Genomic DNA, 24,696 nt, shown 5'->3' with positions numbered 1-24,696 from the left:
CCAGACATGCCCCCCGCGCCCCTGGCCCACACCACCCCGATCACCCCCGACCTCGTACGCGGCGCCCTCGACCTGGAACAGACCCCCGACGGCCTGCTGCCGCACCGCCTGCCCGCCTGGGCGCGCGCGCAGAACACCGACGGGCAGCTCGCCATGGCCGAGTCCCAGCCCTCCGGCGTCCGCCTGGTCCTCCGTACCCGCGCCACCGTCGTCGAGCTGGCGACCGTCCCCACCAAGCGCGTCTACGTGGGCGCGCCGCCCCGCCCGGAGGGCCTGTACGACCTGCTCGTCGACGGGCGGCCGGCCGGGCAGGCGTCCGCGACCGGCGGCAACACCGTCACCGTCGACATGTCCACCGGCGACGCCGAGATGAAACCCGGACCGGCGGGCGCCGTCCGCTTCGACGGGCTGCCCGGCACCGACAAGACCGTGGAGATCTGGCTTCCGTACAACGAGATCACCGCGCTGGTCGCGCTGCGCACCGACGCCCCGGTGGAGCCCGCGCCCCCCTCCGGGCGCCGCACCTGGCTCCATCACGGCAGCTCCATCAGCCACGGCTCCGACGCCGCGAGCCCGACGGCCGTCTGGCCGGCGCTCGCGGCAGCGGCGGGCGAGGTGGACCTGGTGAACCTCGGCTTCGGCGGCAGCGCCCTGCTCGACCCGTTCGTCGCCCGCACCATCCGCGACACGCCGGCCGACCTGATCAGCCTCAAGATCGGCATCAACCTCGTCAACACCGACCTGATGCGGCTGCGCGCCTTCGGCCCCGCCGTGCACGGCTTCCTCGACACCGTCCGCGACGGCCACCCCGACACCCCGCTGCTGGTCGTCTCGCCGATCCTGTGCCCCATGCACGAGGACACCCCCGGCCCCACGGCCTTCGACTTCAGCCGGCTCGCCGAGGGGAAGCTGTCGTTCACCGCCTCGGGCGACCCGGCGGAGCGGGCCGAGGGCAAGCTGACCCTGAACGCCGTACGCGACGAACTGGAGCGGATCGTGTCGGCGCGCGCGAAGGACGACCCGAACCTCCACCATCTCGACGGGCGCGCCCTCTACGGCGAGGCGGACCACGCCGAACTCCCGCTGCCCGACCGGCTCCACCCGGACCCGGCCGCCCACCGGCTGATCGGGAAGCGGTTCGCCGCCCACGCCTTCGCGGCCGGCGGCCCGTTCGCCGGCGCCGGGAGCTGACCGGGACGGTGGCCGCCCCCTCCCCGGGGCGGCCACCAGCCGTGACGTGAGCCTCCGCTGACGCACAGTCACCTCTGCGCAAAGCCTGGACAGCCGTCCCACCGCGTGTTGTCATTCCGCTGCACAACAAATTTCCAACGTTGGAAGAACTGCCGGCGGAACTGACGGCCGCGCCCTCGTCCCGCCGTGACCCCATGCACCCAGCGCGAGGAAAGGTTCGATGACCAGACAACCCACCCGCCCCAGATCCAGATGGTGGGCCGTGCTGACCGTGACGGCGCTGGCCCTCTCCACGGGCGCCCTGGCGCCCGCCGCGACGGCCGCCGCACCGGCCACCGCCGACGGCGCCCCGGCCGCCCGCGCCGCGGACGCCGACGTCACGGTGCACGGGCTGAAGGGCGAGTACTTCCGGATGTCCGCGCCGGGCGCCCGGGACTTCGCCGAACTCGGCGGCACCCAGCTCGAGCCGCAGATCAACTTCGCCGGTCTCACCAACACGTTCCAGGAGCTGACCGGGCGGACGGAGCACACCACCGCCCGCTGGACCGGCCAGATCGAGGTCCCGAAGACCGACGACTACACCTTCTACGCCATCGGCGACAACGGCTTCCGCCTCCTCATCGACGGCGAACCGGTCATCGACCACTGGGAGCCCGACTGGGACCGGGAGCAGACCAGCACCCCCGTCCGGCTGACCGCGGGCAAGACGTACGACTTCCGCATGGAGATGTTCCAGGACGTCGGCGGAGCCAACATGTACCTGCGCTGGTCGACGCCGACGCTCGCCAAGCAGCTCGTGCCGATGACGGCGTTCACCCCGCCGGCCGACTTCGAGGTGTACCCGGTCGAGCTGACCGTGGGCCGCGACGGCCGCACCCTGCGCGCCCGCTTCGACGGCGAGGTGAGCGACCTCGCGCAGGTGGCCGAGCACCTCAAGGTCGAGGCCGACACCACCGCCCTGCCGATCAAGTCCGTCGGGGCCGTCCCCGGCGACCGGAACTCCGTCCAGGTCACCCTCTCCGAAGCGGTCCAGAAGGCCCAGACGGTCCGCGTCGTCTACGACGGCGAGGGCGGCCTGACGGCCGGCGGCGAGACCGTGCCCCGCATCGCCCGGTACGCCGAGAACGCCTCCACCCACCGCCTCACCACCCCGTGGGGCGACAGGGTGAACAAGAACCACCCGCTGCCCGAGTATCCGCGCCCCCAGCAGGTCCGCTCGCAGTGGAAGAACCTCAACGGGCCCTGGCAGTTCAGCGGCGCGAAAGCCGGTGAGCAGCCGGTCTTCGGCAAGGACCTGAACGAGAAGATCATCGTGCCGTTCCCGGTCGAGTCGCAGCTCTCCGGGCTCGAACGGCACGAGGACCACATGTTCTACCGCAAGCTCGTGGACGTGCCGAAGAGCTGGAAGGTCGGCAAGAGCGGCAAGGGCAACCGGCTCAAGCTCAACTTCGGTGCCGTCGACTACCAGGCCACCGTCTACGTCAACGGCACGAAGGTCGCCGAACACACCGGCGGCTACAACGCCTTCACCGCCGACATCACCGACGCCCTGAGGAGCCGGGGCAAGCAGGAGATCGTCGTCGCCGTCACCGACACCGGCGGCCCCGACCAGCCGATGGGCAAGCAGTCCACCAACCCTGGCGGCATCTTCTACACCCAGTCCTCCGGCATCTGGCAGACCGTGTGGATGGAGCCCGTCGCCGAGACGTCCGTCGACAACGTCGTCATGACGCCCGACATCGACACCAGGACCCTCGCGGTGACCGTCGAGTCGGCCGGCGCGTCCGCCACGGCGCGCGTCGAGGCGGTGGCCCGCGACCACCGCGGCAAGGTCGTCGGCAAGGTCACCGGCCCCGCCAACAAGCAGCTGAAGCTGCCGGTCGCCCGCCAGCACCTGTGGAGCCCGGACGACCCGTACCTGTACGACCTCGACGTCACGCTGAAGGACGGCCGGTCCACCGACACGGTCGACAGCTACTTCGGCATGCGGAAGATCGGCATCGAGGACGTGGGCGGCTACAAGAAGCTCGTCCTCAACGGCAAGCCCGTGTTCTCCCTCGCCACCCTGGACCAGGGCTTCTGGCCCGACGGGCTCTACACCGCGCCCAGCGACGACGCCCTGGCGTTCGACCTGAAGGCGCACAAGCAGCTCGGCTTCAACGCGGTCCGCAAGCACATCAAGGTGGAGTCGCCGCGCTGGTTCTACCACGCGGACCGGCTCGGCCTGCTGGTCTGGCAGGACTTCGTCTCCGGCAACCTGACCAACTCGGTCGGCCGGAAGGCGTTCGTCGACCAGGGCCGGGAGATGATGCGCCAGCACCACAACGCGCCCTCCGTGATCGGCTGGATCGTCTTCAACGAGGGCTGGGGCGAGTGGGACCGGGAGGAGACCGGCAGGATCACCGACGCCGTCAAGGCGGCCGACCCGTCCCGTGTCGTGAACGCCCACAGCGGGGTCAACTGCTGCAACAGCAAGGGTGACTCCGGCAGGGGCGACATCATCGACCACCACGACTACAACAACGAGGACCCGCCCTTCCCGGACCACCGCGCGGCCATGGACGGCGAGCACGGCGGCTTCACCCTCCGCAGCCCGGGGCACATGTGGCCCGGCCCGCCCACCGTCATCTACAGCGGCGTGGACAGCAAGGAGGCGCTGACCCGCAAGTACGTGGAGAACACCGAGAAGTTCTACCTCGACCAGGCCGCGGCGGAGCTGTCCGGCTCCGTCTACACCCAGATCACGGACCTGGAGAACGAGCTCAACGGCCTCTACACGTACGACCGCCGGGAGATCAAGGTCGACCCGAAGCAGGTGCGGGAGATCAACCTCAAGGTGATCGCCGCCGGCGCTTCGGCGGGCCAGCGTGAGCAGCTCAAGGGCGGCGGTCACTGGTCCCTCGACGAGGGCGCCGGCACCACCGCCGAGGACGACGGCCCGAACAACAAGGCGCTGACGCTCAGCGAGGGCGCCACCTGGACCGCCGGAGTCAGCGGCAGCGCGCTGAAGTTCGACGGGCAGGGCCAGTTCGCCCAGACCGACGGCCCGGTCCTCGACACCACCGGCAGCTACAGCGTCTCCGCCTGGGTCACCCTGGACGCGCTGCCCGGCAACTACGCCACCGCGGTCAGCCAGGACGGACTGCGCCAGACCAGCCCCTTCTACCTCCAGTACGGCCAGGGCGCCTTCGCCTTCAGCACGCCCGACGGACAGCGGGCGCGCCTGGAGACCCGGCCCGAACTCGGCCGCTGGTACCACCTGGTCGGCGTGCGGGACGGCGCCACCGGCGAGATCACGCTGTACGTCGACGGCACGAAGGCGGCGACCGTCAAGAGCGGTCCCAACTACGTCGGCTCCGGGTCCCTCGCGGTCGGCCGCGCCAAGTGGAACGGCGACGACACCGACTTCTGGAACGGCTCCGTCGACGAGGTGCACGCCTACGACAAGGTGCTCACCGACGCGGAGGTGAGCGCCCTGTACCAGGCGGAGAAGCCGTAGCCGCCGGGTGACACCACGCACGAGGGGGCGGGCGCCCGAGGCGCCCGCCCCCTTGGTGCGTCCCCCGCGGTCAGGTCGCGGGACCCACCGCCACGTTGTCGAACGTGGCCGGCGTGTTGAACACCCGCACCCCGTTGGCGCCGCTCGTGAACGTGGCGTCCGTGACGGAGATCTTCGGCGTGAGCATGTCGTCGACGTACACCTCGATCGCGGAGCCGACGGCCGTGACCCGCAGCTTGTGGGTCGAGCCGGGGGCGATCGGCAGGCGCACGGTCCGCAGCGGCGTCCAGGAGTTGTCGACCCTGCCGAGCACCACCTTGCCGTCCGCGCCGATGCCCGCGTAGTAGCCACGGTAGCTGTCGGTGCCGACCGCGGGCGCGGTCACCCGGAAGGTGAGGCCGGCGTCACCGCCGCGCGCGGACACGGTGACGTCCGCCTCCTGCGTCACGTCCGCGAAGTTCGTGTCCAGCAGCGCCTTGCCGCCGGCCGAGCTGCCCGCCCGGTAGGCGCCCCCGGACGCGGTCCAGGCGCCGCCGTAGGTCTTCCAGCCCAGCGCGTTGCCGTCGGCGAAGTCGTCCCGCACCTTCATCTGGATCCGCCGGATCGTGCCGTCGGGGTTGAAGTACATGCGGTCGTAGGCGAGCTGCCGGTGGTTGCCGTCGGTCTCGCTCAGCGGGCGCCGGTGGTAGACGATGTACCAGACGTCCGTGCCGGGCACGTTGATCACCGAGTTGTGGCCGGAGCCCTTGGCGACCGCAGGGTCCTGGGCGAGCACCTTGTCGAGCTTGGTGAACGGGCCCGTGGGGGAGTCGGCGATCGCGTACGACACGGAGTAGTCCGGGCCGGTCCAGCCGCCCTCGGACCACATCAGGTAGTACTTCCCGCCGCGCTTGAACATCTGCGGGCCCTCGACGTAGTCGGCGGGCGTGATCTCCTTGTAGGTGCTCCCGTCGGGGAAGGTGCCGAGGCTCGTCATGTCGGGGTTGAGCTTGACGACGTTGGCGTGCCCCCAGCCGCCGTAGTACATGTACGCCTGGCCGTCGTCGTCGATGAACACGTCCTGGTCGATGGGCTGGGCGCCGTTGTGGAACTGCGCGATCAGCGGCCGTCCGATCGCGTCCTTGTAGGGGCCCTCCGGCCGGTCGGACACCGCCACGCCGATGCCGCCGAGCGCGGCGTCGCTCTGGATGTCGTTGGCCGCGAAGTACAGGTAGTACTTGCCGTTGCGCTCGACGGGCGCGGGCGCCCACACCGCGTACTCGGCCCAGCTGACGTCCTCGGTGGTCAGGACGTCGCTGTGCTTGGTCCAGTGGACGAGGTCGCGGGAGGAGAACGCGTCGAGCTCGGTCTGCTCCCGGTAGGCCCTCGAGGTGGTGGGGAACACCCAGTAGGTGTCGTCGTAGACCGCCACGTCGGGGTCGGCGTACCAGCCGTCGACGAACGGGTTGCCGGACTCGGCGGTGGTGTACTCGGGCACCGCCGCGGCGGGGGGCGCGGTGACGGCCGCGATCAGGCCGGCGGCGAGCAGGGCGGTGCAGGACCGGGCGACGAGCCCGGTGGTTCGGGCACTCATGCTTGGCTCCCTCGGGTGTGGGGGACACGGGCGCGGTGACGGCCACGGGGCCGCCACCGCGCGTACGGGGTGTGGGTGACGGAACCTCAGGTGACGGACGTCAGGGCGTCCAGGGCGCCTCCACCGCCCAGGTGGTGTCCTCGGTGAACAGGGCGGGGGAGTCGTAGGCGCGCGTGCCGCCGGGGACCGCCAGCCACAATTCGGCGTCGTAGTGGCGCAGATACTGTCCGGGGAAGTTGTACGCGGACAGCCTGACCCCGCCGTTCGCGCCCCGCACCGGGCAGAAGGTGGCGTCCGCGCGGAACAGGTCGCCGCTGCCGCCCTCCTTGTACACCCGGGAGTTGCGGTGCCGCAGATACTCGCCCGGGTAGTTGCGCGACTCGAAGGAGTAGCAGGAGCCGTCGGCCAGGCCGGGGACGATCCGCCAGGTGGCGTCGGCCTTCAGCAGCGCGTCGCTGCCGCCGTTCACCACCTCGGTGAACACGGCGCCGTCCTGGTGCCGCATGTACCGGTCCGTGTAGCCGGGCGTGGTGACGCGCAAGGAGCGGTACTGGGCGGTGGGCAGCGTCACCGGCGCGGCCGGCGAGCGGGAGGCGTCGATCAGCGCCCGGTTGGCCGCCCGGACCCGTGCCTCGTCCACCTTGACCACCTGACGGTCGTAGGTGAGCAGCCCGTTGGCCTCGTTCTCCACGTCGGTGATCTCCGTGTAGACGGCGGCGGACAGGCCGCGCGGGAGGCGCACCTCGCGGATGCCGTCGAGCAGCCCGACGAACCGGTCGTTGAGATGGGCGAGGGACGGCTGGTCCTCGTAGCTGAAGCCGCCGCCCGGGTACCACTCGTGGCCGGCCACCTTGAAGCCGAGACCGCCGTACTCGCCGAGCACGGCGGCGCGGTTGGCGTCGGGCACCGTGGTGCCGGGGCCCACGTAGACGTGGTGGTCGACGACGTCGCCGTTGCCGCCGTCGACGGCGCCGCAGCAGTTCACCCCGCTCATGTTGTCCACCAGACGGGACGGGTCGTAGGCCTTCACGTCGTTCGCGATCCGCGCCTGGTCGTACTGGCCCCAGCCCTCGTTCTGGTCGACCCACATCACCAGCGACGGTGAGCTGCGGTGCTGGTCGATGACGCGCCGGTACTCGCTCTCCCACTGGGTGCGTCCCGCCGCGTCGGGGGTGCGTTCCATGGAGGGCATGTCCTGCCAGACCAGCAGACCCAGCCGGTCGGCCCAGTAGAACCAGCGCTGCGGCTCCACCTTGATGTGCTTGCGCACCATGTTGAAGCCGAGGTCCTTGTGCTTCTGGAGGTCGAACCGCAGGGCCGCGTCGGTCGGCGCGGTGTAGATGCCGTCCGGCCAGTAGCCCTGGTCCAGGGTGCCCGTCTGGAACACGAACTGCCCGTTCAGCACGGGCCGCAGCACGCCGTCCACCCGGGCGAGACCGACCGTGCGCATGCCGGTGTAGCTGCCCACGGAGTCGACCGTGGTGGCGCCGGAGAGCAGGTCGGCGCGCACGTCGTAGAGGAACGGGTCGTCGGGCGTCCAGCGGTGGGCGTTCGGTACGGGCACGGTGAACTCCGTGCCGACCGGGCCGGTGGCGGTGCCGACCGTGGCGCCGCCGGCGGAGACGGTCACGCGGGCCTGGTGCCCGCTCGTCCCGGCGCCGCGCACGGTGACCTTGAGCCGGTTGTTCGTCAGGTCGGGCACCATGTCGAGGCGGGTGATGTGGGCCGCCGACGTGGGCTCCAGCCACACCGTCTGCCAGATGCCGGAGGCGGCGGTGTAGAAGATGCCCCCGCCAGGGTGGGGCTGGACGTCGTTCAGCCGCTGCTTGCCGACCGCCTGGCTGCCCGTCTGGGTGGGGTCCCACACGGAGACGACGATCGTGTTGACGCCGCCCCGGTTCAGCAGGTCGGTGATGTCGTAGGAGAAGGAGTCGTACCCGCCGTCGTGGACGGCGCCCGCCTGGCGGTCGTTGACCCAGACGGTGGTGCGCCAGTCGACGGCGCCGAAGTGCAGCTGGACGCGCCGGCCGTCCCAGCCCGCGGGAACGGTGAAGGTGCGCCGGTACCACAGCCTGTCGTCCTGGGTGATGCGGCGCTGGATGCCGGAGAGCGCCGACTCGGCGACGAACGGCACCCGGATCTGCTCCGGAAACGTGGCGGGCCGGCCGGCGTTCGCCGAGGTCACGGCGAAGTCCCAGATGCCGTTGAGGTTCGCCCAGTCGGGGCGGGTGAGCTGCGGGCGGGGATACTCCGGCAGCGGGTTGTCGACGGGGACCTGGTTCGTCCACGGGGTGGTCATCGGCGCGGGCTTGGGCGTCCACGCCGCCGGCGCCGCGGTGGCGGCGCCGGGAACGGTGAGGGCGGTGCCGGCCAGCAGGGCCAGCACCGCCAGGACGGTCGCCGTCCACCGCCGTCTGGGGCGGGCGGCGGGTGGGACGGGTGCGGGTGTTCTACGCATCGTCACTCCTCGGGAAGTGGGGGTGGGAGACGTGCGCGTGCGAGAAGCGGCCGGCTGCGCGCGAGCGTGACCGGCCGCCGTACCGGACACGGCGGCGGGAGCCAGGGCGTCCCGCCGCCGTGTCCGGGGTCTACATCAGTTGCCGTCGGCGGCCCAGCCACGTCTGGGCGACGACCACCACGGCCAGGAAGGCGCCGCTGACGACCTGCTGGTAGGAGGAGTCAAGGGAGCCGATCTGGTTGATCACGTTCTGGATCACCTTCAGCAGCAGCACCCCGACCAGCGACCCGCTGACGTAGCCGAGTCCGCCGGTGAGCAGCGTGCCGCCGATGACCACGGCGGAGATGGCCTCCAGCTCCATGCCGTTGCCGAGAATCGTCACCCCGGAGGCGAGCCACGCGGCGTTCAGCGCACCGGCGAGGCCGGCCAGCACCCCGGACAGCGTGTAGACGAGGATCTTGGTGCGGGCCACCGGCGCGCCCATCAGCGCCGCCGCGTCCTCGTTGCCGCCGACCGCGTAGACGTGCTGCCCGAACCGGGTGCGGCGCAGCACGACCGCCCCGGCGACGAACAGCGCCAGCATGATCCACACGGGGTTGCCCAGACCGAGCGTGCTGCCCTGCCCCAGCTCGGCCAGGAACGAGCCCTTGCCGATGAGGTAGGTCTCGGCGCCCTCGTCGGTGATCGCCAGCATCAGACCCCTGGCGCCCAGCATGGCCGCCAGGGTGACGATGAACGGCGCGAGCCGCGACCGGGCCACCAGCAGCCCGTTGACCACGCCGACCGCCCCGCACACCACCAGCGGCAGCAGCAGCGCCACCAGCGTCCCGTGCCGGGAACCCCACGCGGCCAGCACCCCGCCGAGCGCGAACAGCGAGCCCACCGACAGGTCGATGCCGCCGGTGATGATCACGAACGTCATGCCGAGCGCGACGATCGCCAGGAACGCCGAACTCGTCGCCATGTTGCTGACGTTGTCGCCGGTGGCGAACGAGTCGAAGCTGAACGTCGCCACCAGGGAGACGATCACCAGCACCGCCAGCGCGCCGTGCTGCTGCACCAGGGCGCTCAGCCGCTCCGACCGCGCCGACCCCACGGGCCCGTCGGGGGCCGCCCGCGTGCCGTCGTCCACGGCCACCGGCGCCTGCGTCTTCGTGACGGTCATCGCTTCCCCCGTCCCCGCGCCGCGTAGACAGCGGCCACGATCACTACGGCCTGCGCGATCTGCGTCCACGACGGCGGCAGATCGTGCTTGATCAGGGTGGCGGTGAGCAGCTGGATGAGGACCGCGCCCGCCACCGTCCCCGCGATGTTGACCCGGCCGCCGGTCAGCGGCGTGCCGCCGACCACGACGGCGGTGATGGCGGACAGCTCCATCAGGTTGCCCAGCGACGTCGGGTCGCTGGCCTGGAGCCGGGCCGTGGCGAGCACGCCCGCCACGGCGGCGAGCAGCGCGGACACCACGTACACCAGGATCAGCACGCGGCGCACCGGGAGGCCGGCGAGCTGCGCGGCGGGACGGCTGTCGCCGATGGCGAGGAGCTGCCGTCCGAAGGTGGTGCGGCGCACGACGAACGCGACCAGCAGCGCCAGCACGGCGGCGATCAGGATCAGGTACGGGATGCCCAGCACGTCGCCCGAGCCGAGCGACGCGAGCTGCGGGTTGCGCAGGTCCTTCAGCTGCGGCAGCAGCACCAGGGCCACACCTCGCCCGCCCACCATGAGGGCGAGCGTCGCCACGATCGGCTGCACCCCGACCAGCGCCACCAGCGCCCCGTTCGCGAGCCCCACCACGGCGGCGAACACCGCCACCACGAGCAGCGCCGGCACCAGTCCGTAGCCCAGGTACAGGGCGGTCACCGAGGCCGCCAGCGCCATCACGGCGCCCACCGACAGGTCGACGCCCTCGGTGCCGATGACCAGGGCCATGCCCAGCGCGACGATGATGACGGGCGCCACCTGCACGGCCTGGGTGCGGAAGTTCTCCGCGGACAGGAAGTGCGGCGTGATGGCGATGTTGACGACCAGCAGCAGCGCCACACCCGCGTACACGCCGTAGGTCTGGAGCCACTGCAGGGCGCGTGTCCTGTCCAGCGGGACGGTCTTCACAGCGGCTTCAGCCATCGGTGGCCGCCTCCTCCACCGCGTCCCGCTCCGGGGCGTCCCCGGCGATGGTCCGCATCAGCTTGTCCTCGGTGACCTCGTCGCCGGTCAGTTCGCCGACGACGGCACCGTCCTTCAGTACGACCACGCGGTCGGACCCTTCGATCAGTTCCTCCAGGTCGGAGGAGATGAGCAGGACGCCCAGGCCGTCCGCGGCCAGTTCGTCCACGAGCTTCTGCACCTCGGCCTTGGCGCCGACGTCGATGCCCCGGGTGGGCTCGTCGAGCAGCAGCACCTTCGGGTTCATCGCCAGCCAGCGGGCGAGCAGCACCTTCTGCTGGTTGCCGCCGGACAGTTCGCCGACCTTCTGCTGGGGCGAGGACGCCTTGATACGCAGCCGCTCGATGAACGTGTTCACGATGCTGTCGACGCGCGCCTCGGACACCAGCCCGAAGCGGGAGAGCCGGGGGAGGACGGCCAGCGAGATGTTCTCCCGCACCGACAGGCCGGGCACGATGCCCTCGCTCTTGCGGTCCTCCGGCAGCAGACTCACACCGGCCCGGATGGCGGCCGGCGTGGAACCCCCGCGCAGGGGAACCCCGGCCACCGTCACCCGGCCGGAACTCGTCGGCAGCGCACCGGAGATGGCCTTCGCCGTCTCGGTGCGCCCGGACCCGAGCAGCCCGCCGAGCCCGACGACCTCGCCGGGCCGGATGCTGACCGACACCCCGTGCAGCTGGTGGGGGACCGTCAGGTCCGTGGCCTCCAGCACGGGCCGGCTGTCGGTGGCGTGGTGGTCGCCGGTGAACTTCGTCAGCCCCTCCGACCGCACCTCGCCCAGCTCCCGGCCCAGCATCGTGGACACCAGGGACAGCCGGTCCAGGTCGGCGAGCCTGCCGTGGTGGACGCGGCGGCCGTCGCGCAGCACGGTCACCGTGTCGCACACGGCGTACAGCTCGTCGAGGCGGTGGCTGACGTAGACGACGGCGATGCCCTCGTCGCGCAGCCGGCGGATGACCGAGAACAGCGTCTCGACCTCCCGCGGTTCGAGCGACGAGGTGGGCTCGTCCATGATGACGATCCGCGCCTCGCTCGCCACGGCCCGGGCCAGCGCGACCATCTGCTGCGCGCCCACACCGAGGCTGCGCAGCGGCCGCCGCACGTCGACCCGGACGCCGTAGCCGCGCAGCGTCTCCTCCGCCTCGCGGTTCATGCGGGCGAAGTCCAGCAGACCGAAGCGGTTGCGCGGCTCGCGGCCCAGGAACAGGTTGCGGGCGACGCTCAGCAGCGGGATGAGGTTGACCTCTTGGTAGATCGTCGAGATGCCGGCCTTCTGCGCCTCCAGAGGGGTGGCGAAGGAGACCGGACGGCCCTGGAAAACGATGTCACCGGCGTCGGGCCGGTACACACCGGTGAGGAGCTTGATGAGCGTCGACTTGCCGGCGCCGTTCTCGCCGATCAGGGCGTGGACCTCACCGGCGTGCAGGGTCAGGTCCACGTCGTCCAGGGCCCGGACGCCGGGGAACGTCTTGCTCAGTCCGCGGACGGCGAGCACTTCGGCGGGGGGAGCCACCTGTGCCTCCAGGATGGGAAAGGGTGGTGAGGGACGGACCGGGGGCCCGGCGCGTTGCGGGCCCCCGCGACGGGATCAGTAGGCCTTGCCGAGGTCCTGCTCGGCGTTGCCGTCGTCGTAGGCGCCGTCCTGGATGATGATGTCCTGGGGGACTTCCTTGCCCTGGGTGAAGTCGTCGAGCGTCTGGAACGCCAGGGGACCGAATCGCGGGTTGGACTCGATGACGCCACTGATCCAGCCGTCCACGACGCCCTGGACGGCGTTGCGGGTGCCGTCCACCGTGACGATCTTGACGTCGCCGGCCTTCTTGCCGGCGCCCTTCAGCGCGGCCACCGCGCCCAGGCCCATCTCGTCGTTCTCCGCGTAGATGCCCTTGATGCCGGGCTTGGACTGGATGAGCTGCTCGGTGACCTGCTGGCCCTTCTCGCGGGTGAAGTCACCGGTCTGCTCGAAGACCACCTTCAGCTCCGGGGCCTTCTCGGCGAGGCGCTCCTTGAAGCCCTTGGTGCGCTCGGTGGTGACGTTGTTGCCCGCCGAGCCCAGCAGGATGGCGACCTCGCCCTTGCCACCGGTGGCCTCGATCATCTGGTCGGCGGCGCGGCGGCCCTGCTCGACGAAGTCGGAGGCGATGAAGGACACGTAGTCCTTGCAGGCGGTGGCGTTGATCTTCCGGTCGATGGTGACGATCGGGACCTGCTTGGCCGCGGCGGCCTGGAGGACCGGGTCCCAGCCGTCGGAGTTCAGCGGAGCGATCACGAGCAGGTCGGCGCCCTTGGCGAGCAGGTCCTGCACGTCGCTGATCTGCTTGGAGAACTGCGACTGGGCGTTGGCGGTGAGCAGCTTGACGCCTCTCTTGGCCGCCTCGTCCTTGATGGACTGCGTCTCGGCGATCCGGAAGGGGTTGGCCTCCTTCTCCGACTGGGAGAAGCCGACCGTGGCGGACTTCAGATCGATCTTCTTGCCGCCGTAGGCGTCGACGGTGCAGGTCTTGCTGCCCGGCTTCGGCTCGGCCACCTTCTGGCCGGCGTCGGCGGCGGCCGTGGACTTCGTGCCGTCCGACGCGTCGTCCTCCGACTTCGCGCAGGACGTCGCGGTCAGGGCCACGGCGGCGGCCAAGGCCACGAGCACGGGACGGGCGAGGAGAAGGGAACGGTGAGTGGTGCGCTGCATGGTGACCCCGATCCGGGTGACGCTGAAAGGGAACTGGAGAGCCGAAGGACTTCGCGTGACGGAACTGCTCCCCCTGTGCACAACGGCGTCCGGTGCGCCGCCACAGAGGTTTTACATCGTTGGAAGGAGGCTGTAAACCCCTCGCGCACAAGGTGGGAAGGGGAGGTGCGCGCGGGCGCGACCGCGGGAGTTGAGGGGCGCGCGGGGGCGTGCATGTCGGTAAGCGCGTGCCATGGCGTGGTGCGAAGACCCCCGGCCCATGGTCGGACAGCTGTCCGGGACACCGTTGTGACCGGCCCGGACAGCCTCGCGCCGTCCGGGACACCGCGATGTCCTTGTTCCCCGGTCGCCCCCGCCCGCAGCATCGGCACTGCCGGCGCCGGACGGTGGACCGCTCAGGCGCCGCGCAGAGGTCATCCATGAGACGAAGGGACAAGACGTATGCGGGCAAGTCGAGTTGTCGCGAGTGCGCTGACCGGTGCGGCCCTGGTGCTGGGTGTGGCGGCGTCGCCCGCCTCCGCCGCGGACGGCTGGCAGGCCACGGCCGACGCCGACGACAGCACGTTCGGACAGCACCCCTACGAGTGTGACGACTTCGCCGGCGGCGAGGCCTGCTTCCAGCCCTATGGCGAGTGGTTCTGGGTCCGTGACCTGAGCGCCGACAACCTGCCGGTGGCCATGGTGTGGTCGTACAGCGACGACTTCGGCTCGCGTCAGGGCGTCGCGTACGACACGCTCGGCAAGGCCAGGGGGTGGACCAACCTCAACAAGAGCTTCGAGGAGTACGGCTCCCTCTTCTGGCAGGTCTGCTCGGTGACGAGCGTGGCCAAGAAGCAGATCAACTGGAACTCGTGCAGCGACGGTCAGAGCTCGTTCACGTGAGCCGACCGGTTCCGTGACCGGCGCGGGGGCCGAGCGACGTACGGCCCCGCGCCGGGTCGGGCGCACGACGGCCGTGTCAGGAGGCCGCCGGGGGAGAAGCCGGACGCCCCAACGTGCTCTCCCGCTCGACCAGTTGGTAGTCCGCCCAGATACGGCGGGGCTCCGGGGCGCTGTCGCCCAGCCGGGCCAGCACCGACTCCACCGCCAGACGGCCGATCGCGGCCTTGTCCGGCGACACCGACGTGAGCGTCACCGCGCCGAAGCGGCCCTCGATCACGTCGTCGAAGCCGACCACGGCGATGTCGTCGGGGACCTTCAGCCCCCGCTCGTGCAGCACCCGCATCGCGCCGATCGCCATCGGGTCGTTGTAGGCGAACACCGCGTCGGGCCGCCGGCCGCTGTCGAGGATGTGGGTCATGGCCCGCGCCCCGTCGGCGTGCCCCCAGCCGTCGGTGGCCGCGACCAGCCCCTCGTCGGCCGGCAGCCCCGCCGCCGTCAGCTCCTCGCGCCAGCCGCGTACGCGCAGCTGGGCCGGTTCGCTGCGGTCCCGGCGCGCCCCGATGAACGCCACCTCCCGGCGCCCCAGCTCGATCAGGTGCCGCACGGCGTCACGGGCCGCGGCGACGTTGTCGATCGCGATGTGGTCGTACGGCAGGTCGAAGTCCCGCTCGCCGAGCAGCACCAGCGGCACGTCCTGGTCGCGGTCGCGCAGGTCCCCGGCCTCCAGCTCGATGGGGCTGAGGATCAGCCCGTCGATGACCCGGGCCCGGAAGCCCTGGCTCACCAGCAGCTCCTGGTCGCGCGAGCCGCCGGTGTGGTCGAGCAGCACGATGTAGTCGTGCTGGGAGGCCGCGTCGATGACGGAGGCGGTCAGCTCGGCGAAGTACGGGTTGCCGAGCTCGGGCAGCGCGAGCGCGATGATGCCCGTACGGCCCTTGCGCAGATGCCGCGCGGCGAGGTTGGGCTGGTAGCCCAGCGCGTCGATGGACCGTTGGACCCGCTCGCGCATGGCCGGTGTGACGTGCTGGTAGTTGTTCACCACGTTCGAGACGGTCTTGATGGAGACCCCCGCGTGCGCGGCGACGTCCTTGAGGCTGACCCGCACGGCAATCCCTTCGTGAGCGGCCCGGCCCGGTAGCCGGTGCGGATGCGGAGCCGTCACCTCGAGCCGTGTGCCGAGCCGCTGGGCTCAAGTTTTACAACGTTATACATGCCGTGGCCGGACGCTGACAAGGCTCCGTACGGGTGTCCGGCGGCCGCCTCCGGGGCTTCCGGTCCTGCGTCCTTCGCGCCCTCGGTTCACGCGACGGGCGGGCGCACCCGCCCGCCCGAACTCTCCCGCACGATCAGCCGGTGCCCCGCCGTCTCGTCCGCCGCCGGGCCCCCGTCGCCGCCTGCCTCTATCCGGTCCAGCAGCAGTTCCACGGCCCGCCGCGCGATGCCCGGCTTGTCGGGGGCGACCGTGGTGATCGTCGGGATGCTGTAGCGCGTGGCCTCGATGTCGTCGAACCCGACCACGTCCATGTCCCTGGGCACCGACCAGCCGTCCTCGTGCAGCGCGCGCACCGCGCCGAGCGCCAGGTGGTCGTTGAGGCAGAGCAGCGCGTCCGGCCGCTGCGGCAGCCGCATCAGGACTCGCGCGGCGGCGGCGCCGTCGGCCCAGCGGAACGCCGGCACCGGCAGGACCAGCTCCTCGGACACCGCGAGCCCCGCCTCGGCCAGCGCCTGTTCGTAGCCGACGGTGCGCAGCCGGCCGGTGTTGAGGCCGCCGTGCAGATCGCCGCCGACCACCGCGACGCGCCGCCGCCCCCGCGCGAGCAGGTGCGCCGTCGCCTCGCGGGCCGCCGCCACGTTGTCGATGGCGACGTGGTCCGCGCTGCCGGGCAGGTTGCACTCGCCGAGCAGCACCAGCGGCAGCCGGGTGTCCCGGTCCTGGAGGTCGCGCGGCCGCAGGGCCAGCGGCGAGAGGATGACCCCGTCGGTGAACTGCGCGTCGAAGCCCTGCACGGCGGCGAGTTCCTGCTCGCGCCGCCCGCCGGTCTCCAGCAGCAGCGTGGTGCGACCCCGGCGCTCGGCCTCGGCCATGACGTGCTTGGCCAGCTCCGCGAAGTAGGCGATGTCCAGCTCCGGCACGGCCAGGGCGATCACCCCGGTACGGCCCCGGCGCAGCTGGCGTCCGGCGATGTTGACCCGGTAGCCGAGGGCGTCGATGGCCTCCCGCACCGCCGTGCGGGTCCGTTCGGAGACGTGTTCGTAGTCGTTGAGGACGTTGGACACCGTCTTCGCCGAGACGCCCGCGTACTCCGCGACGTCCTTGATCCTGGGCCTGCCCATGCTTCCCTTCTCGCCCTCCTGCCGCCTCCGGGATCGTAACGGCCGCCCTTGCGGGCGGAACCGCCGACGGCGGGGAGAGCTCGGAGAGCCGCGCCGTAAACTTTCCGCCACTCCCATTTACATCGATGTAATCGTATGGTCGCATGGCCCCAGTCCGCAGCGCACCTGCGCACCCGCAGTGATGAGGAGCAGCATGAGCACGCCCCTGCCCCCGGACGTCCCGCGTCCCGAGTACCCCCGGCCCCAGTTCGTCCGCGAGGCGTGGCTGAACCTGAACGGCCGCTGGCAGTTCGAGACCGACCGGGGCGACAGCGGACTGGAGCGGGGCCTGCGCGACCGCGACCTCGCAGGCGAGATCGTCGTGCCGTTCTGCCCGGAGTCCGAGCTGTCCGGCATCGGCGACACCGACTTCATGGAGGCCGTCTGGTACCGCCGCACGGTCACCGTCCCGGCCGAGTGGGCCGGCCACGACGTGCTGCTGCACTTCGGCGCGGTCGACCACGACGCCACCGTGTGGGTCAACGGCACCGAAGTCGCCCGCCACCGCGGCGGGTTCACCCCGTTCACCGCCGACCTGCGGGGCGTCGCCGGACCCGGCGACGAGGCCGTGATCGTGGTCCGCGCCCGCGACTCCCGGCATGGCCCGCAGGCCCGCGGCAAGCAGGCCACCTGGTACGCCAACACGCACTGCCACTACACCCGCACCACCGGCATCTGGCAGACCGTGTGGCTGGAGCCCGTCCCGGCCGCCGCCCGCCTCAAGCGCCCCCGCATCACCCCCGACCTGGGCTCGGGCTCCTTCCACCTGGACCTCCCGGTCACCGGCAACCTGCCCGGTCACCGGGTGCGCGCCGTGCTCAGCGACGCCGGCGGCGAGGTGGTGACCGCCTCCGCCCGCGCCGACCTCGACCTGTGCCCGCGTCTGGTGCTGACCGTCCCCGAGGACCGGCTGCGCACCTGGTCGCCGGCCGACCCGCACCTGTACGACCTGCGCCTGCAACTCCTCGACGCCGACGGCGGCGTGGTCGACGAGGCCGCCTCCTACGCGGGCATGCGCTCGGTCGCCCTGCGCGGCAAGCGGGTGCTCCTCAACGGCGAACCGGTGTTCCAGCGCCTCGTCCTGGACCAGGGCTACTACCCGGACGGCCTGATGACCGCGCCCACCGACGCCGACCTGGTCCGTGACATCGAACTCGGGCTGCGGGCCGGCTTCAACGGCGCCCGGCTCCACCAGAAGGTCTTCGAGGAGCGCTACCTCTACCACGCCGACCGGCTCGGCTACCTGGTGTGGGGCGAGTTCGGCGACTGGGGCTGCGAGACCGGCGTACGCGACGACAACCAGCGCCCCGACGCCAGTTACGTCGCCCAGTGGCTCGAGGCACTGGAACGCGACCACTCCCACCCGTCGATCGTCGGCTGGTGCCCGCTCAACGAGACGTACCAGCACCTGCACGACCGCATCACCCAGCTCGACGACGTCACCCGCGCGATGTTCCTGGCCACCAAGCAGGCCGACCCCAGCCGCCCCGTCGTCGACGCCTCCGGCTACGCCCACCGCGTGGCGGAGACCGACGTCTACGACTCCCACTGCTACGAGCAGGACCCGGAGGCCTTCGCCCGGACGATGGCGGGTCTCGCCGAGGACCGCCCGTACGTCAACACCGGCCCCGACGGCCGCCCCTGGTCGCTGCCGTACCGCGGACAGCCGTACTTCTGCAGCGAGTTCGGCGGCATCTGGTGGGACGCGGAAGCCGCCGCCACGGCCGCCGGAGACGAGACCGGGTCGTCCTGGGGGTACGGCGAACGCCCGCGCAGCGTCGAGGAGTTCCTCGACCGCTTCACCGGCCTGGTGGACGTCCTGCTCGACGACCCGGACATGTTCGGCTACTGCTACACCCAGCTCACCGACGTCTTCCAGGAACGCAACGGCGTCTACGCCTTCGACCGCGCCGAGAAGTTCGACACCGCCGTGCTGCGCCGCGTCCAGCAGCGCCCGGCGGCCTCCGAGACCGAGGGCTGACCACCCACCCGGCCGGAGGGGCGACCTCGCCGGCCCGCACACAGCACCGCAACACCCCTACATGGGACCGCACCACCCCGCACCGCTCGCCGGCCGCGGTGACCGCCGGTGATGTACATCGATGGAAGGAAAGGGAGCGTCATGGCCGACCTGCCAGGCCCACGGGCCGCCTCCGCCCGGCCGGGGGACCACCGCGCCGCACCGTCCCGGCGCGGCGTGCTCCGCGCCTCCCTGGCCTCCGCCGCCGCCCTCCTGGGCGGCGGCGCCCTGGCCGGCTGCGGGGCCGCCGTGGCCGCCGACCCCGGCACCGTGCGCATGTGGGACCTGTTCAGCGGCGCCGACGGCGCCCTGCTCGACGAGCTGATCGACATCGCGGCCCGGGACATGCCCGGCACCGACGTCGACCGCACCGTCCTCGAATGGGGCACCCCGTACTACACCAAGCTCGCCATGGCCTCGGCCGGCGGACGCGGACCGGACGTCGCCGTCTGCCACATGTCACGCCTGGCCGGCTACGCCCCGCTGGGCCTGCTCGACCCGTGGGACACCGGCCTGCTCGCCGAATTCGGCGTGGCCGAGGACGACTTCGCCGACGCGGTGCGCCTGCGCACCCGCTACCGCGACCAGGCGTACGCCGTGCCCCTGGACACCCACCCCTTCATCGTCTTCTTCCACCCCGGACCCGTCCGGGAGGCCGGGCTGCTGACCGCCGACGGCGACCTCGACCTCGACGCCTTCTCGAGCCCCGCCCGCTTCCTCGAAGCGAGCCGCGAACTCGCCCGCGCCAGTGGGAAGCAGGGCATCGCCTTCGGCTACGTCAACGACACCGCCCAGTGCTGGCGGCTGTTCTACGGCCTGTACCGGCAGACCGGCAACGACTTCGACCTGCCCGTCGGCGGTACCGTCACCGCCGACACCGACGCCATGGCCGAGGTCATCGCCTTCATGCGGAAGCTCGTCGACGGCCGCGCCAACCCGCACCGCCTCGACTACCCGGCCGCCCTCGCCAACTTCACCAACGGGCAGACCGCCATGATCCTCTCCGGTGAATGGGAACTCGGCACCTTCCGCACCGCCGACCCCGACCTGGGCGCCGCCTCCTTCCCCACGGTGTTCGGCACCCCCGCGGTCTACGCCGACGCGCACTCCTTCGTGCTGCCCCGCCGCCCCGACCCCGACGAGGCGCACCGCAGGCGCACCCACCAGGCGGTCGCCGCCATTCTCAAGGCCGGCCAGACCTGGGCGAAGGCCGGCCACATCCCGGCGTACCAACCGGTGACCCGCACCCGCGCGTACGCCCGCCTGGAACCCCAGGCCCGGTACGTCACGGCCGCCGACCACGTCGTCCTCGACCCGCCCGTGTGGTTCGCCGGGGCCGGCTCCGACTTCCAGAACGCCATGTCCCAGGTGCTCCAGCAGGCGCTCCTGGACGGCCTGGCGCCCGACCGCGCGGCCCGCGCCATGGTCGAGCGCATGAACACCGCCCTGTCCCAGCCCAGTCCGGCCTGACCGCCGCGAAGGAGGCAGCAGATGTCCACCCCACTCGCAGCGCCGGACCGGGCGCCCGCCCGCGACAGGGCCACGGGGCCCGGCGCGACCGCGCGCCGGCTCGTCCCGCCCGGCCTGCTCTTCGCCCTGCCGTTCCTCGTCCTGTTCGCCCTGTTCATGGTCTGGCCGCTGGTCCACGGCGCGTGGATGAGCCTCACCGACACCTCGCTCTCCGCGCACGAGCCGTCCTTCGTCGGCCTCGACAACTACGCGGAGGCCCTCGGCGACGCCGACATGTGGCGGGCGGTCGGCAACACCGTGTGGTTCACCGCGGTGTCCACCGTGCCCCTCGTGGCCGTCGCCCTCGGCATGGCGCTGCTGGTGCACACCGGACTGCCCGGACAGTGGATGTGGCGGCTGGCGTTCTTCGCCCCGTACCTGCTGCCCGTCGGCGTCATCGGCCTGCTGTGGGGCTGGCTCTACCAGCCGGACCTCGGGCTCTACAACCACCTGCTCCAGGCGGCGGGACTCGACGGCTTCTCCTGGCTGAGCGACAAGGACGTCGCCCTCTACGCCGTCGTCATCGCCACCCTGTGGTGGACCGTCGGCTTCAACTTCCTGCTGTTCCTGGCCGCGCTCCAGGCCGTCCCCGACCACCTCTACGAGGCGGCGGCCCTGGACGGGGCGGGCGCCTGGCGGCGGCTCCGGCACGTCACCCTGCCCCAGCTGCGCCGGATCACCGGCGTGGTCACGGTGCTCCAGATCCTCGCCTCGCTGAAGGTGTTCGACCAGGTGTACCTGCTGACCAAGGGCGGCCCCGACGGCTCCACCCGCCCCGTCGTCGAGTACCTGTACGACGTGGGCTTCACCGGCTACCGGCTCGGCTACGCCTCCGCCATCAGCTACGTCTTCTTCGCCCTCGTCGTCCTCGTCTCCGCCGCGCAGTTCGCCGCCTTCCGCCGCAGGGAGAAGTGACATGACCTCCGCAGACCTCCGGACCCGGCCCGCGCGCCCCACGGTCTCCCCGCTCCCGGCCGTCCGCCGCGCCCGGAGGGGCGTCCAGCGGGGCCCGAACCTGACCCTCGGCGCGAGCCGCACGGCCCGCTCGCTGGCGCTGGCCGCTCTCGCGGTGCTCGCCGTCGTCTGGCTGCTGCCGATGGCGTGGGCGGTGTTCACGGCGTTCAAGTCCGAGCAGGACGCCAGCGACCCGGTGCACTGGATCTGGCCGCAGGCCGGCTTCACCCTCGACGGCTTCCGCACCGTGATCGACCGCGGCGACCTGCCGCTGTGGATGTGGAACAGCTTCTTCGTCTCGGCGGCCGTCACCGTCGTCACGGTCGCCGTGTCGGCCGCCGCCGGCTACGCCTTCTCCCGCACGGTGTTCCGCGGACGCCGCGTCCTGTTCGCGCTCACCGTCGCGTCGGTCCTGGTGCCGCCGCAGATGCTGATCGTGCCGTGGTTCCGGCAGATGCTGACCCTCGACCTGGTCGACACGTACGCGGCGGTGATCCTGCCGCAGACCGTCGCCCCGGTGATGGTGTTCATCCTGAAGAAGCACTTCGACACCATCCCGCGCGAGCTGGAGGAGGCCGCCCGGCTCGACGGCGCCGGCCACGCGCGGATCTTCTGGTCGGTGATGCTGCCGCTGTCGCGTCCCATGCTCGCCGCGGTGTCGATCTTCGTGTTCATCGGGGCGTGGAACAACTTCCTGTGGCCGTTCGTGTCCACCTCCGACCCGGCCCTGATGACCCTGCCGGTCGGCATCACCGCGGTGAAGGACGCCTACGGCGTCAACTACGCCCAGACGATGGCGTCCTCGGTGCTCGCCGCACTGCCCCTGGTATTGGTGTTCGTCTTCTTCCAGCGCCACATCGTGAAGTCGGTGGCGACGACCGGACTGGGCGGTCAGTAGGGCGCCTTGCAGGAAACGGGACGAGCGCCCCACGGCCGTACGGGCCGCGGGGCGCTCGTTCGCGCGGGAGAAACGGTTCAGCTGCCGACGACGGCCTTGTCCGTGTCGGTGTCCGTGTCCTTCGCGGTGCCGGACTCCTCGGCGAGGCGTTCCATGCCGCTGGTGGTCTTCAGCGGCTTCTCCTTGATGAACACCACGGTCAGCAGCGCCAGCAGCGCGCACGGCGTGGCCACGAGGAACAGGTCGGCGGTGGCGACGCCGTAGGCGTGCTCGACGACGTTCCGCACCGGCTCGGGCAGGGTGCTCATGTCGGGAACGCGGCTCTCACCGCCGCCGTCGCCGCCCGCGGGGATGCCCGCGGCGTCCAGGCCCTTGGTCATCTCGGCGGCGACCCGCCTCGCGAGGATGGCGCCCAGGACGCTGGTGCCGATGGTGCCGCCCATGCTGCGGAAGAACGACAGCACGGACGTCGCGGCGCCCAGCTCGCCGGCCGGCACGTCGTTCTGCGCGGCCAGCACCAGGTTCTGCATCAGCATGCCGACGCCGATGCCGAGCACTGCCATGTAGACGCTGAGCAGCGTGAAGGAGGTGTCCGCGTCGATGGTGGACAGCAGCCCGAGGCCGACGGTCATGACGACCGCGCCCGCCACCAGGTAGCGCTTCCACACACCGGTCCTGCTGATGACCTGGCCTGCGACGGTCGACGAGACCAGCAGGCCGAAGATCATCGGCAGGCTCATCAGACCGGCCACGGTGGGCGACTTGCCGAGCGACACCTGGAAGTACTGCGAGAGGAACACCGTGCCGCCGAACATGGCGACACCGACCAGCAGGCTGGCGACGGTGGTGAGGGCGACGGTGCGGTTGCGGAAGATGCCCAGCGGGATGACCGGCTCGGCCGTCCGCGACTCGACGAACACCGCGGCGACCAGCAGCAGCGCGCCGACGCCGGTGAGCGCGGCCGTCTGCCAGGAGGCCCAGTCGAACTCGTTGCCCGCCAGGGTCACCCAGATCAGCAGGGCGCAGACGCCGGCCACGATGAGGAAGGCGCCCAGGAAGTCGATCTTCACCTCGCGGCGGGCCACCGCCGGGAGGCGCAGGGTGCGCTGGAGCAGCGCGATGGCGAGCAGCGCGAACGGCACGCCGATGAAGAAACACCAGCGCCAGCCCAGCCAGGAGGTGTCCACCAGCAGACCGCCGACCAGCGGCCCGGCGACGGTGCCGATGGCGAACACGGCGCCGAAGATGCCCGCGTACTTGCCGAGCCGGCGGGGCGGGATGATCGCCGCCATGACGACCTGGGCGAGCGCGGTCAGACCGCCCGCGCCGATGCCCTGCACGACACGGCTGAAGATGAGCAGTCCGACCCCCTGGGACAGGCCCGCCAGGAGCGAGCCCACGACGAACATGCCCAGCGACAGCTGGAGCAGCAGCTTCTTGTCGAACAGGTCGGACAGCTTGCCCCACAGCGGCACGGTCGCCGTCATGGCCAGCAGTTCCGCGGTGACGACCCAGGTGTAGGAGGACTGGCTCGCACCCAGGTCGGCGATGATCGTCGGCAGCGCGTTGGCGACGACGGTGCCGGCCAGGATCGCCACGAACATGCCGGCCATCAGCCCGGACATGGCCTGGAGTATCTGCCGGTTGGTCATGGCGGTGGGCGGCGCCGCGTCGGGCGCCTGTGTTGCGGTCACGGTCGTCTCTCTCAGGGATCGGTGGAACAAGCTGCATCACGCCCCGGGAGGGACGGAAGGAATGGGGTGGGGGAGGGGCCGGCGCGCGGTGGGGCCCGCGCCGGAGCGGTCCGGCGCCTACCGGGCCGGGGCCGGCAGTCCGGCGGCGAGCAGGTCGAACACCTCGCGGAACACGTCGGCGAAGGTCAGCTCCTCGGGCCGTTCGCACCAGTGCTGCACGCTCACCCGCACCGCGGTGCCGGCGACCGCGGCGAGCAGCCGCGGGTACAGCTCGACGGCGGCACGGTCCGTGCCGTCCGTGGGCGGGGCGCCGGCGGCGTCCGTCCCGGGGACGGCACGGATCCGCCGGGCGATCGCCTCGGCGAGCCCTGACTCGTCGGCCATCTGCACACCGAGGTTGCGCACCAGGAGATGGGGGGCGGAGCGCAGCACGCCGGCGTGCAGGCTCCACAGCTCGTGCTCCCGCTCCGCCTCCCTCAGCTCGGCGGCGAGCGCCTCGCGCAGCGCCTCCAGCGGCGACAGCGCGGGCGGTGCGGCGAGGAACGACCGCCGTACGCGCTCGCCCGCGTCCGCGTCCACGACGACGAAGGCGTCGTCGCGCGAGTCGAAGTAGTTGAAGAAGGTCCGCACGGACACACCGGCCGCGGCGCTGATGGCCTCGACCGTCACCTGGTCCGCGCCGTGCTCGGCGGCCAGCCGCACCGCCGCCTCCGCGAGCGCGGCGCGCGTGGCGCGCTTCTTGCGCTCCCGCAGACCGCCGCCCACGGCGTCCTTCCCCGTCATGAGGTGCATGGTATGC

General features: G+C 71.7%; 17 protein-coding genes. 7 read left to right on the top strand and 10 right to left on the bottom strand.

Annotated features, from left to right (window positions below):
• Positions 1–6 precede the first annotated feature (6 nt).
• Both ACFOSY_RS05935 and ACFOSY_RS05930 read left to right on the top strand, forming a co-directional pair.
• Positions 7–1,191, top strand: a complete 1,185-nt coding sequence (locus ACFOSY_RS05935; protein WP_394305650.1) for a GDSL-type esterase/lipase family protein — start codon at positions 7–9, stop codon at positions 1,189–1,191.
• 220 nt (positions 1,192–1,411) lie between these two features.
• Positions 1,412–4,690, top strand: coding sequence for a LamG-like jellyroll fold domain-containing protein (locus ACFOSY_RS05930; RefSeq protein WP_394305649.1), 3,279 nt, complete (start codon positions 1,412–1,414; stop codon positions 4,688–4,690).
• Positions 4,691–4,760: 70 nt separating this feature from the next.
• Here the strand turns inward: ACFOSY_RS05930 and ACFOSY_RS05925 are convergent, their stop codons facing one another.
• The 6 genes from ACFOSY_RS05925 to ACFOSY_RS05900 form a co-directional block, all read right to left on the bottom strand.
• Positions 4,761–6,263: a glycoside hydrolase family 43 protein gene (locus tag ACFOSY_RS05925; RefSeq protein WP_394305648.1), complete on the bottom strand. Its 1,503-nt coding sequence runs from the start codon at positions 6,261–6,263 to the stop codon at positions 4,761–4,763.
• Between the two features lie 100 nt (positions 6,264–6,363).
• Positions 6,364–8,721: an AbfB domain-containing protein gene (locus ACFOSY_RS05920; RefSeq protein WP_394305647.1), complete on the bottom strand. Its 2,358-nt coding sequence runs from the start codon at positions 8,719–8,721 to the stop codon at positions 6,364–6,366.
• Positions 8,722–8,851: 130 nt separating this feature from the next.
• On the bottom strand, positions 8,852–9,886 hold the full coding sequence (locus ACFOSY_RS05915; protein WP_394305646.1) for an ABC transporter permease: 1,035 nt from the start codon (positions 9,884–9,886) through the stop codon (positions 8,852–8,854).
• Positions 9,883–10,845, bottom strand: a complete 963-nt coding sequence (locus tag ACFOSY_RS05910) for an ABC transporter permease (RefSeq protein ID WP_394305645.1) — start codon at positions 10,843–10,845, stop codon at positions 9,883–9,885. The genes ACFOSY_RS05915 and ACFOSY_RS05910 overlap by 4 nt, the downstream gene beginning before the upstream one ends.
• Positions 10,838–12,397 (bottom strand): sugar ABC transporter ATP-binding protein, encoded by a 1,560-nt coding sequence (locus ACFOSY_RS05905; RefSeq protein ID WP_394305644.1) that lies wholly within the window; start codon positions 12,395–12,397, stop codon positions 10,838–10,840. Before ACFOSY_RS05905 ends, ACFOSY_RS05910 begins: the two co-directional genes overlap by 8 nt.
• Before the next feature lie 75 nt (positions 12,398–12,472).
• Complete coding sequence (locus tag ACFOSY_RS05900; RefSeq protein ID WP_394305643.1) at positions 12,473–13,567, bottom strand: ABC transporter substrate-binding protein; 1,095 nt, start codon at positions 13,565–13,567, stop codon at positions 12,473–12,475.
• A 441-nt stretch (positions 13,568–14,008) separates the two neighbouring features.
• Between ACFOSY_RS05900 and ACFOSY_RS05895 the strand changes: the two genes are divergently transcribed.
• The gene (locus tag ACFOSY_RS05895) at positions 14,009–14,449 is read left to right on the top strand and encodes a hypothetical protein (RefSeq protein ID WP_394305642.1); all 441 of its coding nucleotides are present in this window, start codon (positions 14,009–14,011) and stop codon (positions 14,447–14,449) included.
• Between the two features lie 76 nt (positions 14,450–14,525).
• On the opposite strand, the gene ACFOSY_RS05890 is transcribed toward ACFOSY_RS05895, so the two are convergent.
• On the bottom strand, positions 14,526–15,554 hold the full coding sequence (locus ACFOSY_RS05890; protein WP_394305641.1) for a LacI family DNA-binding transcriptional regulator: 1,029 nt from the start codon (positions 15,552–15,554) through the stop codon (positions 14,526–14,528).
• 194 nt (positions 15,555–15,748) lie between these two features.
• Entirely contained in the window at positions 15,749–16,783 is a 1,035-nt protein-coding gene (locus ACFOSY_RS05885) for a LacI family DNA-binding transcriptional regulator (RefSeq protein WP_394305640.1), read from the bottom strand.
• Positions 16,784–16,976: 193 nt separating this feature from the next.
• Between ACFOSY_RS05885 and ACFOSY_RS05880 the strand changes: the two genes are divergently transcribed.
• The 4 genes from ACFOSY_RS05880 (at position 16,977) to ACFOSY_RS05865 (ending at position 22,203) form a co-directional block, all read left to right on the top strand.
• Complete coding sequence (locus ACFOSY_RS05880) at positions 16,977–18,803, top strand: glycoside hydrolase family 2 protein (RefSeq protein ID WP_394305639.1); 1,827 nt, start codon at positions 16,977–16,979, stop codon at positions 18,801–18,803.
• Positions 18,804–18,944: 141 nt separating this feature from the next.
• On the top strand, positions 18,945–20,312 hold the full coding sequence (locus tag ACFOSY_RS05875) for an extracellular solute-binding protein (protein WP_394305638.1): 1,368 nt from the start codon (positions 18,945–18,947) through the stop codon (positions 20,310–20,312).
• Between the two features lie 21 nt (positions 20,313–20,333).
• On the top strand, positions 20,334–21,266 hold the full coding sequence (locus ACFOSY_RS05870) for a carbohydrate ABC transporter permease (RefSeq protein ID WP_394305637.1): 933 nt from the start codon (positions 20,334–20,336) through the stop codon (positions 21,264–21,266).
• Between the two features lies 1 nt (position 21,267).
• A complete protein-coding gene (locus tag ACFOSY_RS05865) occupies positions 21,268–22,203 on the top strand; it encodes a carbohydrate ABC transporter permease (RefSeq protein ID WP_394305636.1) in 936 nt (311 codons plus the stop codon).
• A gap of 77 nt (positions 22,204–22,280) precedes the next feature.
• Here ACFOSY_RS05865 and ACFOSY_RS05860 read toward each other — a convergent pair whose 3' ends face one another.
• Together ACFOSY_RS05860 and ACFOSY_RS05855 are read right to left on the bottom strand one after the other, a co-directional pair.
• Positions 22,281–23,855, bottom strand: a complete 1,575-nt coding sequence (locus ACFOSY_RS05860; protein ID WP_394305791.1) for an MDR family MFS transporter — start codon at positions 23,853–23,855, stop codon at positions 22,281–22,283.
• A 159-nt stretch (positions 23,856–24,014) separates the two neighbouring features.
• Complete coding sequence (locus tag ACFOSY_RS05855; protein ID WP_394305635.1) at positions 24,015–24,689, bottom strand: TetR/AcrR family transcriptional regulator; 675 nt, start codon at positions 24,687–24,689, stop codon at positions 24,015–24,017.
• Positions 24,690–24,696 lie beyond the last annotated feature (7 nt).

The sequence above is a fragment of the Streptomyces lusitanus genome (assembly GCF_042647945.1).
Taxonomy (GTDB): domain Bacteria; phylum Actinomycetota; class Actinomycetes; order Streptomycetales; family Streptomycetaceae; genus Streptomyces; species Streptomyces pseudogriseolus.
This window is presented reverse-complemented; position numbering and strand designations above follow the sequence as displayed.

Bases quoted from the DNA above. Each gene is read 5' to 3' on its own strand.
- ACFOSY_RS05900 (WP_394305643.1), bottom strand. From the start codon at position 13,567: ATGCAGCGCACCACTCACCGTTCCCTTCTCCTCGCCCGTCCCGTGCTC.
- ACFOSY_RS05920 (WP_394305647.1), bottom strand. From the start codon at position 8,721: ATGCGTAGAACACCCGCACCCGTCCCACCCGCCGCCCGCCCCAGACGG.
- ACFOSY_RS05865 (WP_394305636.1), top strand. From the start codon at position 21,268: ATGACCTCCGCAGACCTCCGGACCCGGCCCGCGCGCCCCACGGTCTCC.
- ACFOSY_RS05860 (WP_394305791.1), bottom strand. From the start codon at position 23,855: ATGACCAACCGGCAGATACTCCAGGCCATGTCCGGGCTGATGGCCGGC.
- ACFOSY_RS05875 (WP_394305638.1), top strand. From the start codon at position 18,945: ATGGCCGACCTGCCAGGCCCACGGGCCGCCTCCGCCCGGCCGGGGGAC.
- ACFOSY_RS05935 (WP_394305650.1), top strand. From the start codon at position 7: ATGCCCCCCGCGCCCCTGGCCCACACCACCCCGATCACCCCCGACCTC.
- ACFOSY_RS05925 (WP_394305648.1), bottom strand. From the start codon at position 6,263: ATGAGTGCCCGAACCACCGGGCTCGTCGCCCGGTCCTGCACCGCCCTG.
- ACFOSY_RS05870 (WP_394305637.1), top strand. From the start codon at position 20,334: ATGTCCACCCCACTCGCAGCGCCGGACCGGGCGCCCGCCCGCGACAGG.
- ACFOSY_RS05885 (WP_394305640.1), bottom strand. From the start codon at position 16,783: ATGGGCAGGCCCAGGATCAAGGACGTCGCGGAGTACGCGGGCGTCTCG.
- ACFOSY_RS05855 (WP_394305635.1), bottom strand. From the start codon at position 24,689: ATGCACCTCATGACGGGGAAGGACGCCGTGGGCGGCGGTCTGCGGGAG.
- ACFOSY_RS05880 (WP_394305639.1), top strand. From the start codon at position 16,977: ATGAGCACGCCCCTGCCCCCGGACGTCCCGCGTCCCGAGTACCCCCGG.
- ACFOSY_RS05895 (WP_394305642.1), top strand. From the start codon at position 14,009: ATGCGGGCAAGTCGAGTTGTCGCGAGTGCGCTGACCGGTGCGGCCCTG.
- ACFOSY_RS05915 (WP_394305646.1), bottom strand. From the start codon at position 9,886: ATGACCGTCACGAAGACGCAGGCGCCGGTGGCCGTGGACGACGGCACG.
- ACFOSY_RS05930 (WP_394305649.1), top strand. From the start codon at position 1,412: ATGACCAGACAACCCACCCGCCCCAGATCCAGATGGTGGGCCGTGCTG.
- ACFOSY_RS05910 (WP_394305645.1), bottom strand. From the start codon at position 10,845: ATGGCTGAAGCCGCTGTGAAGACCGTCCCGCTGGACAGGACACGCGCC.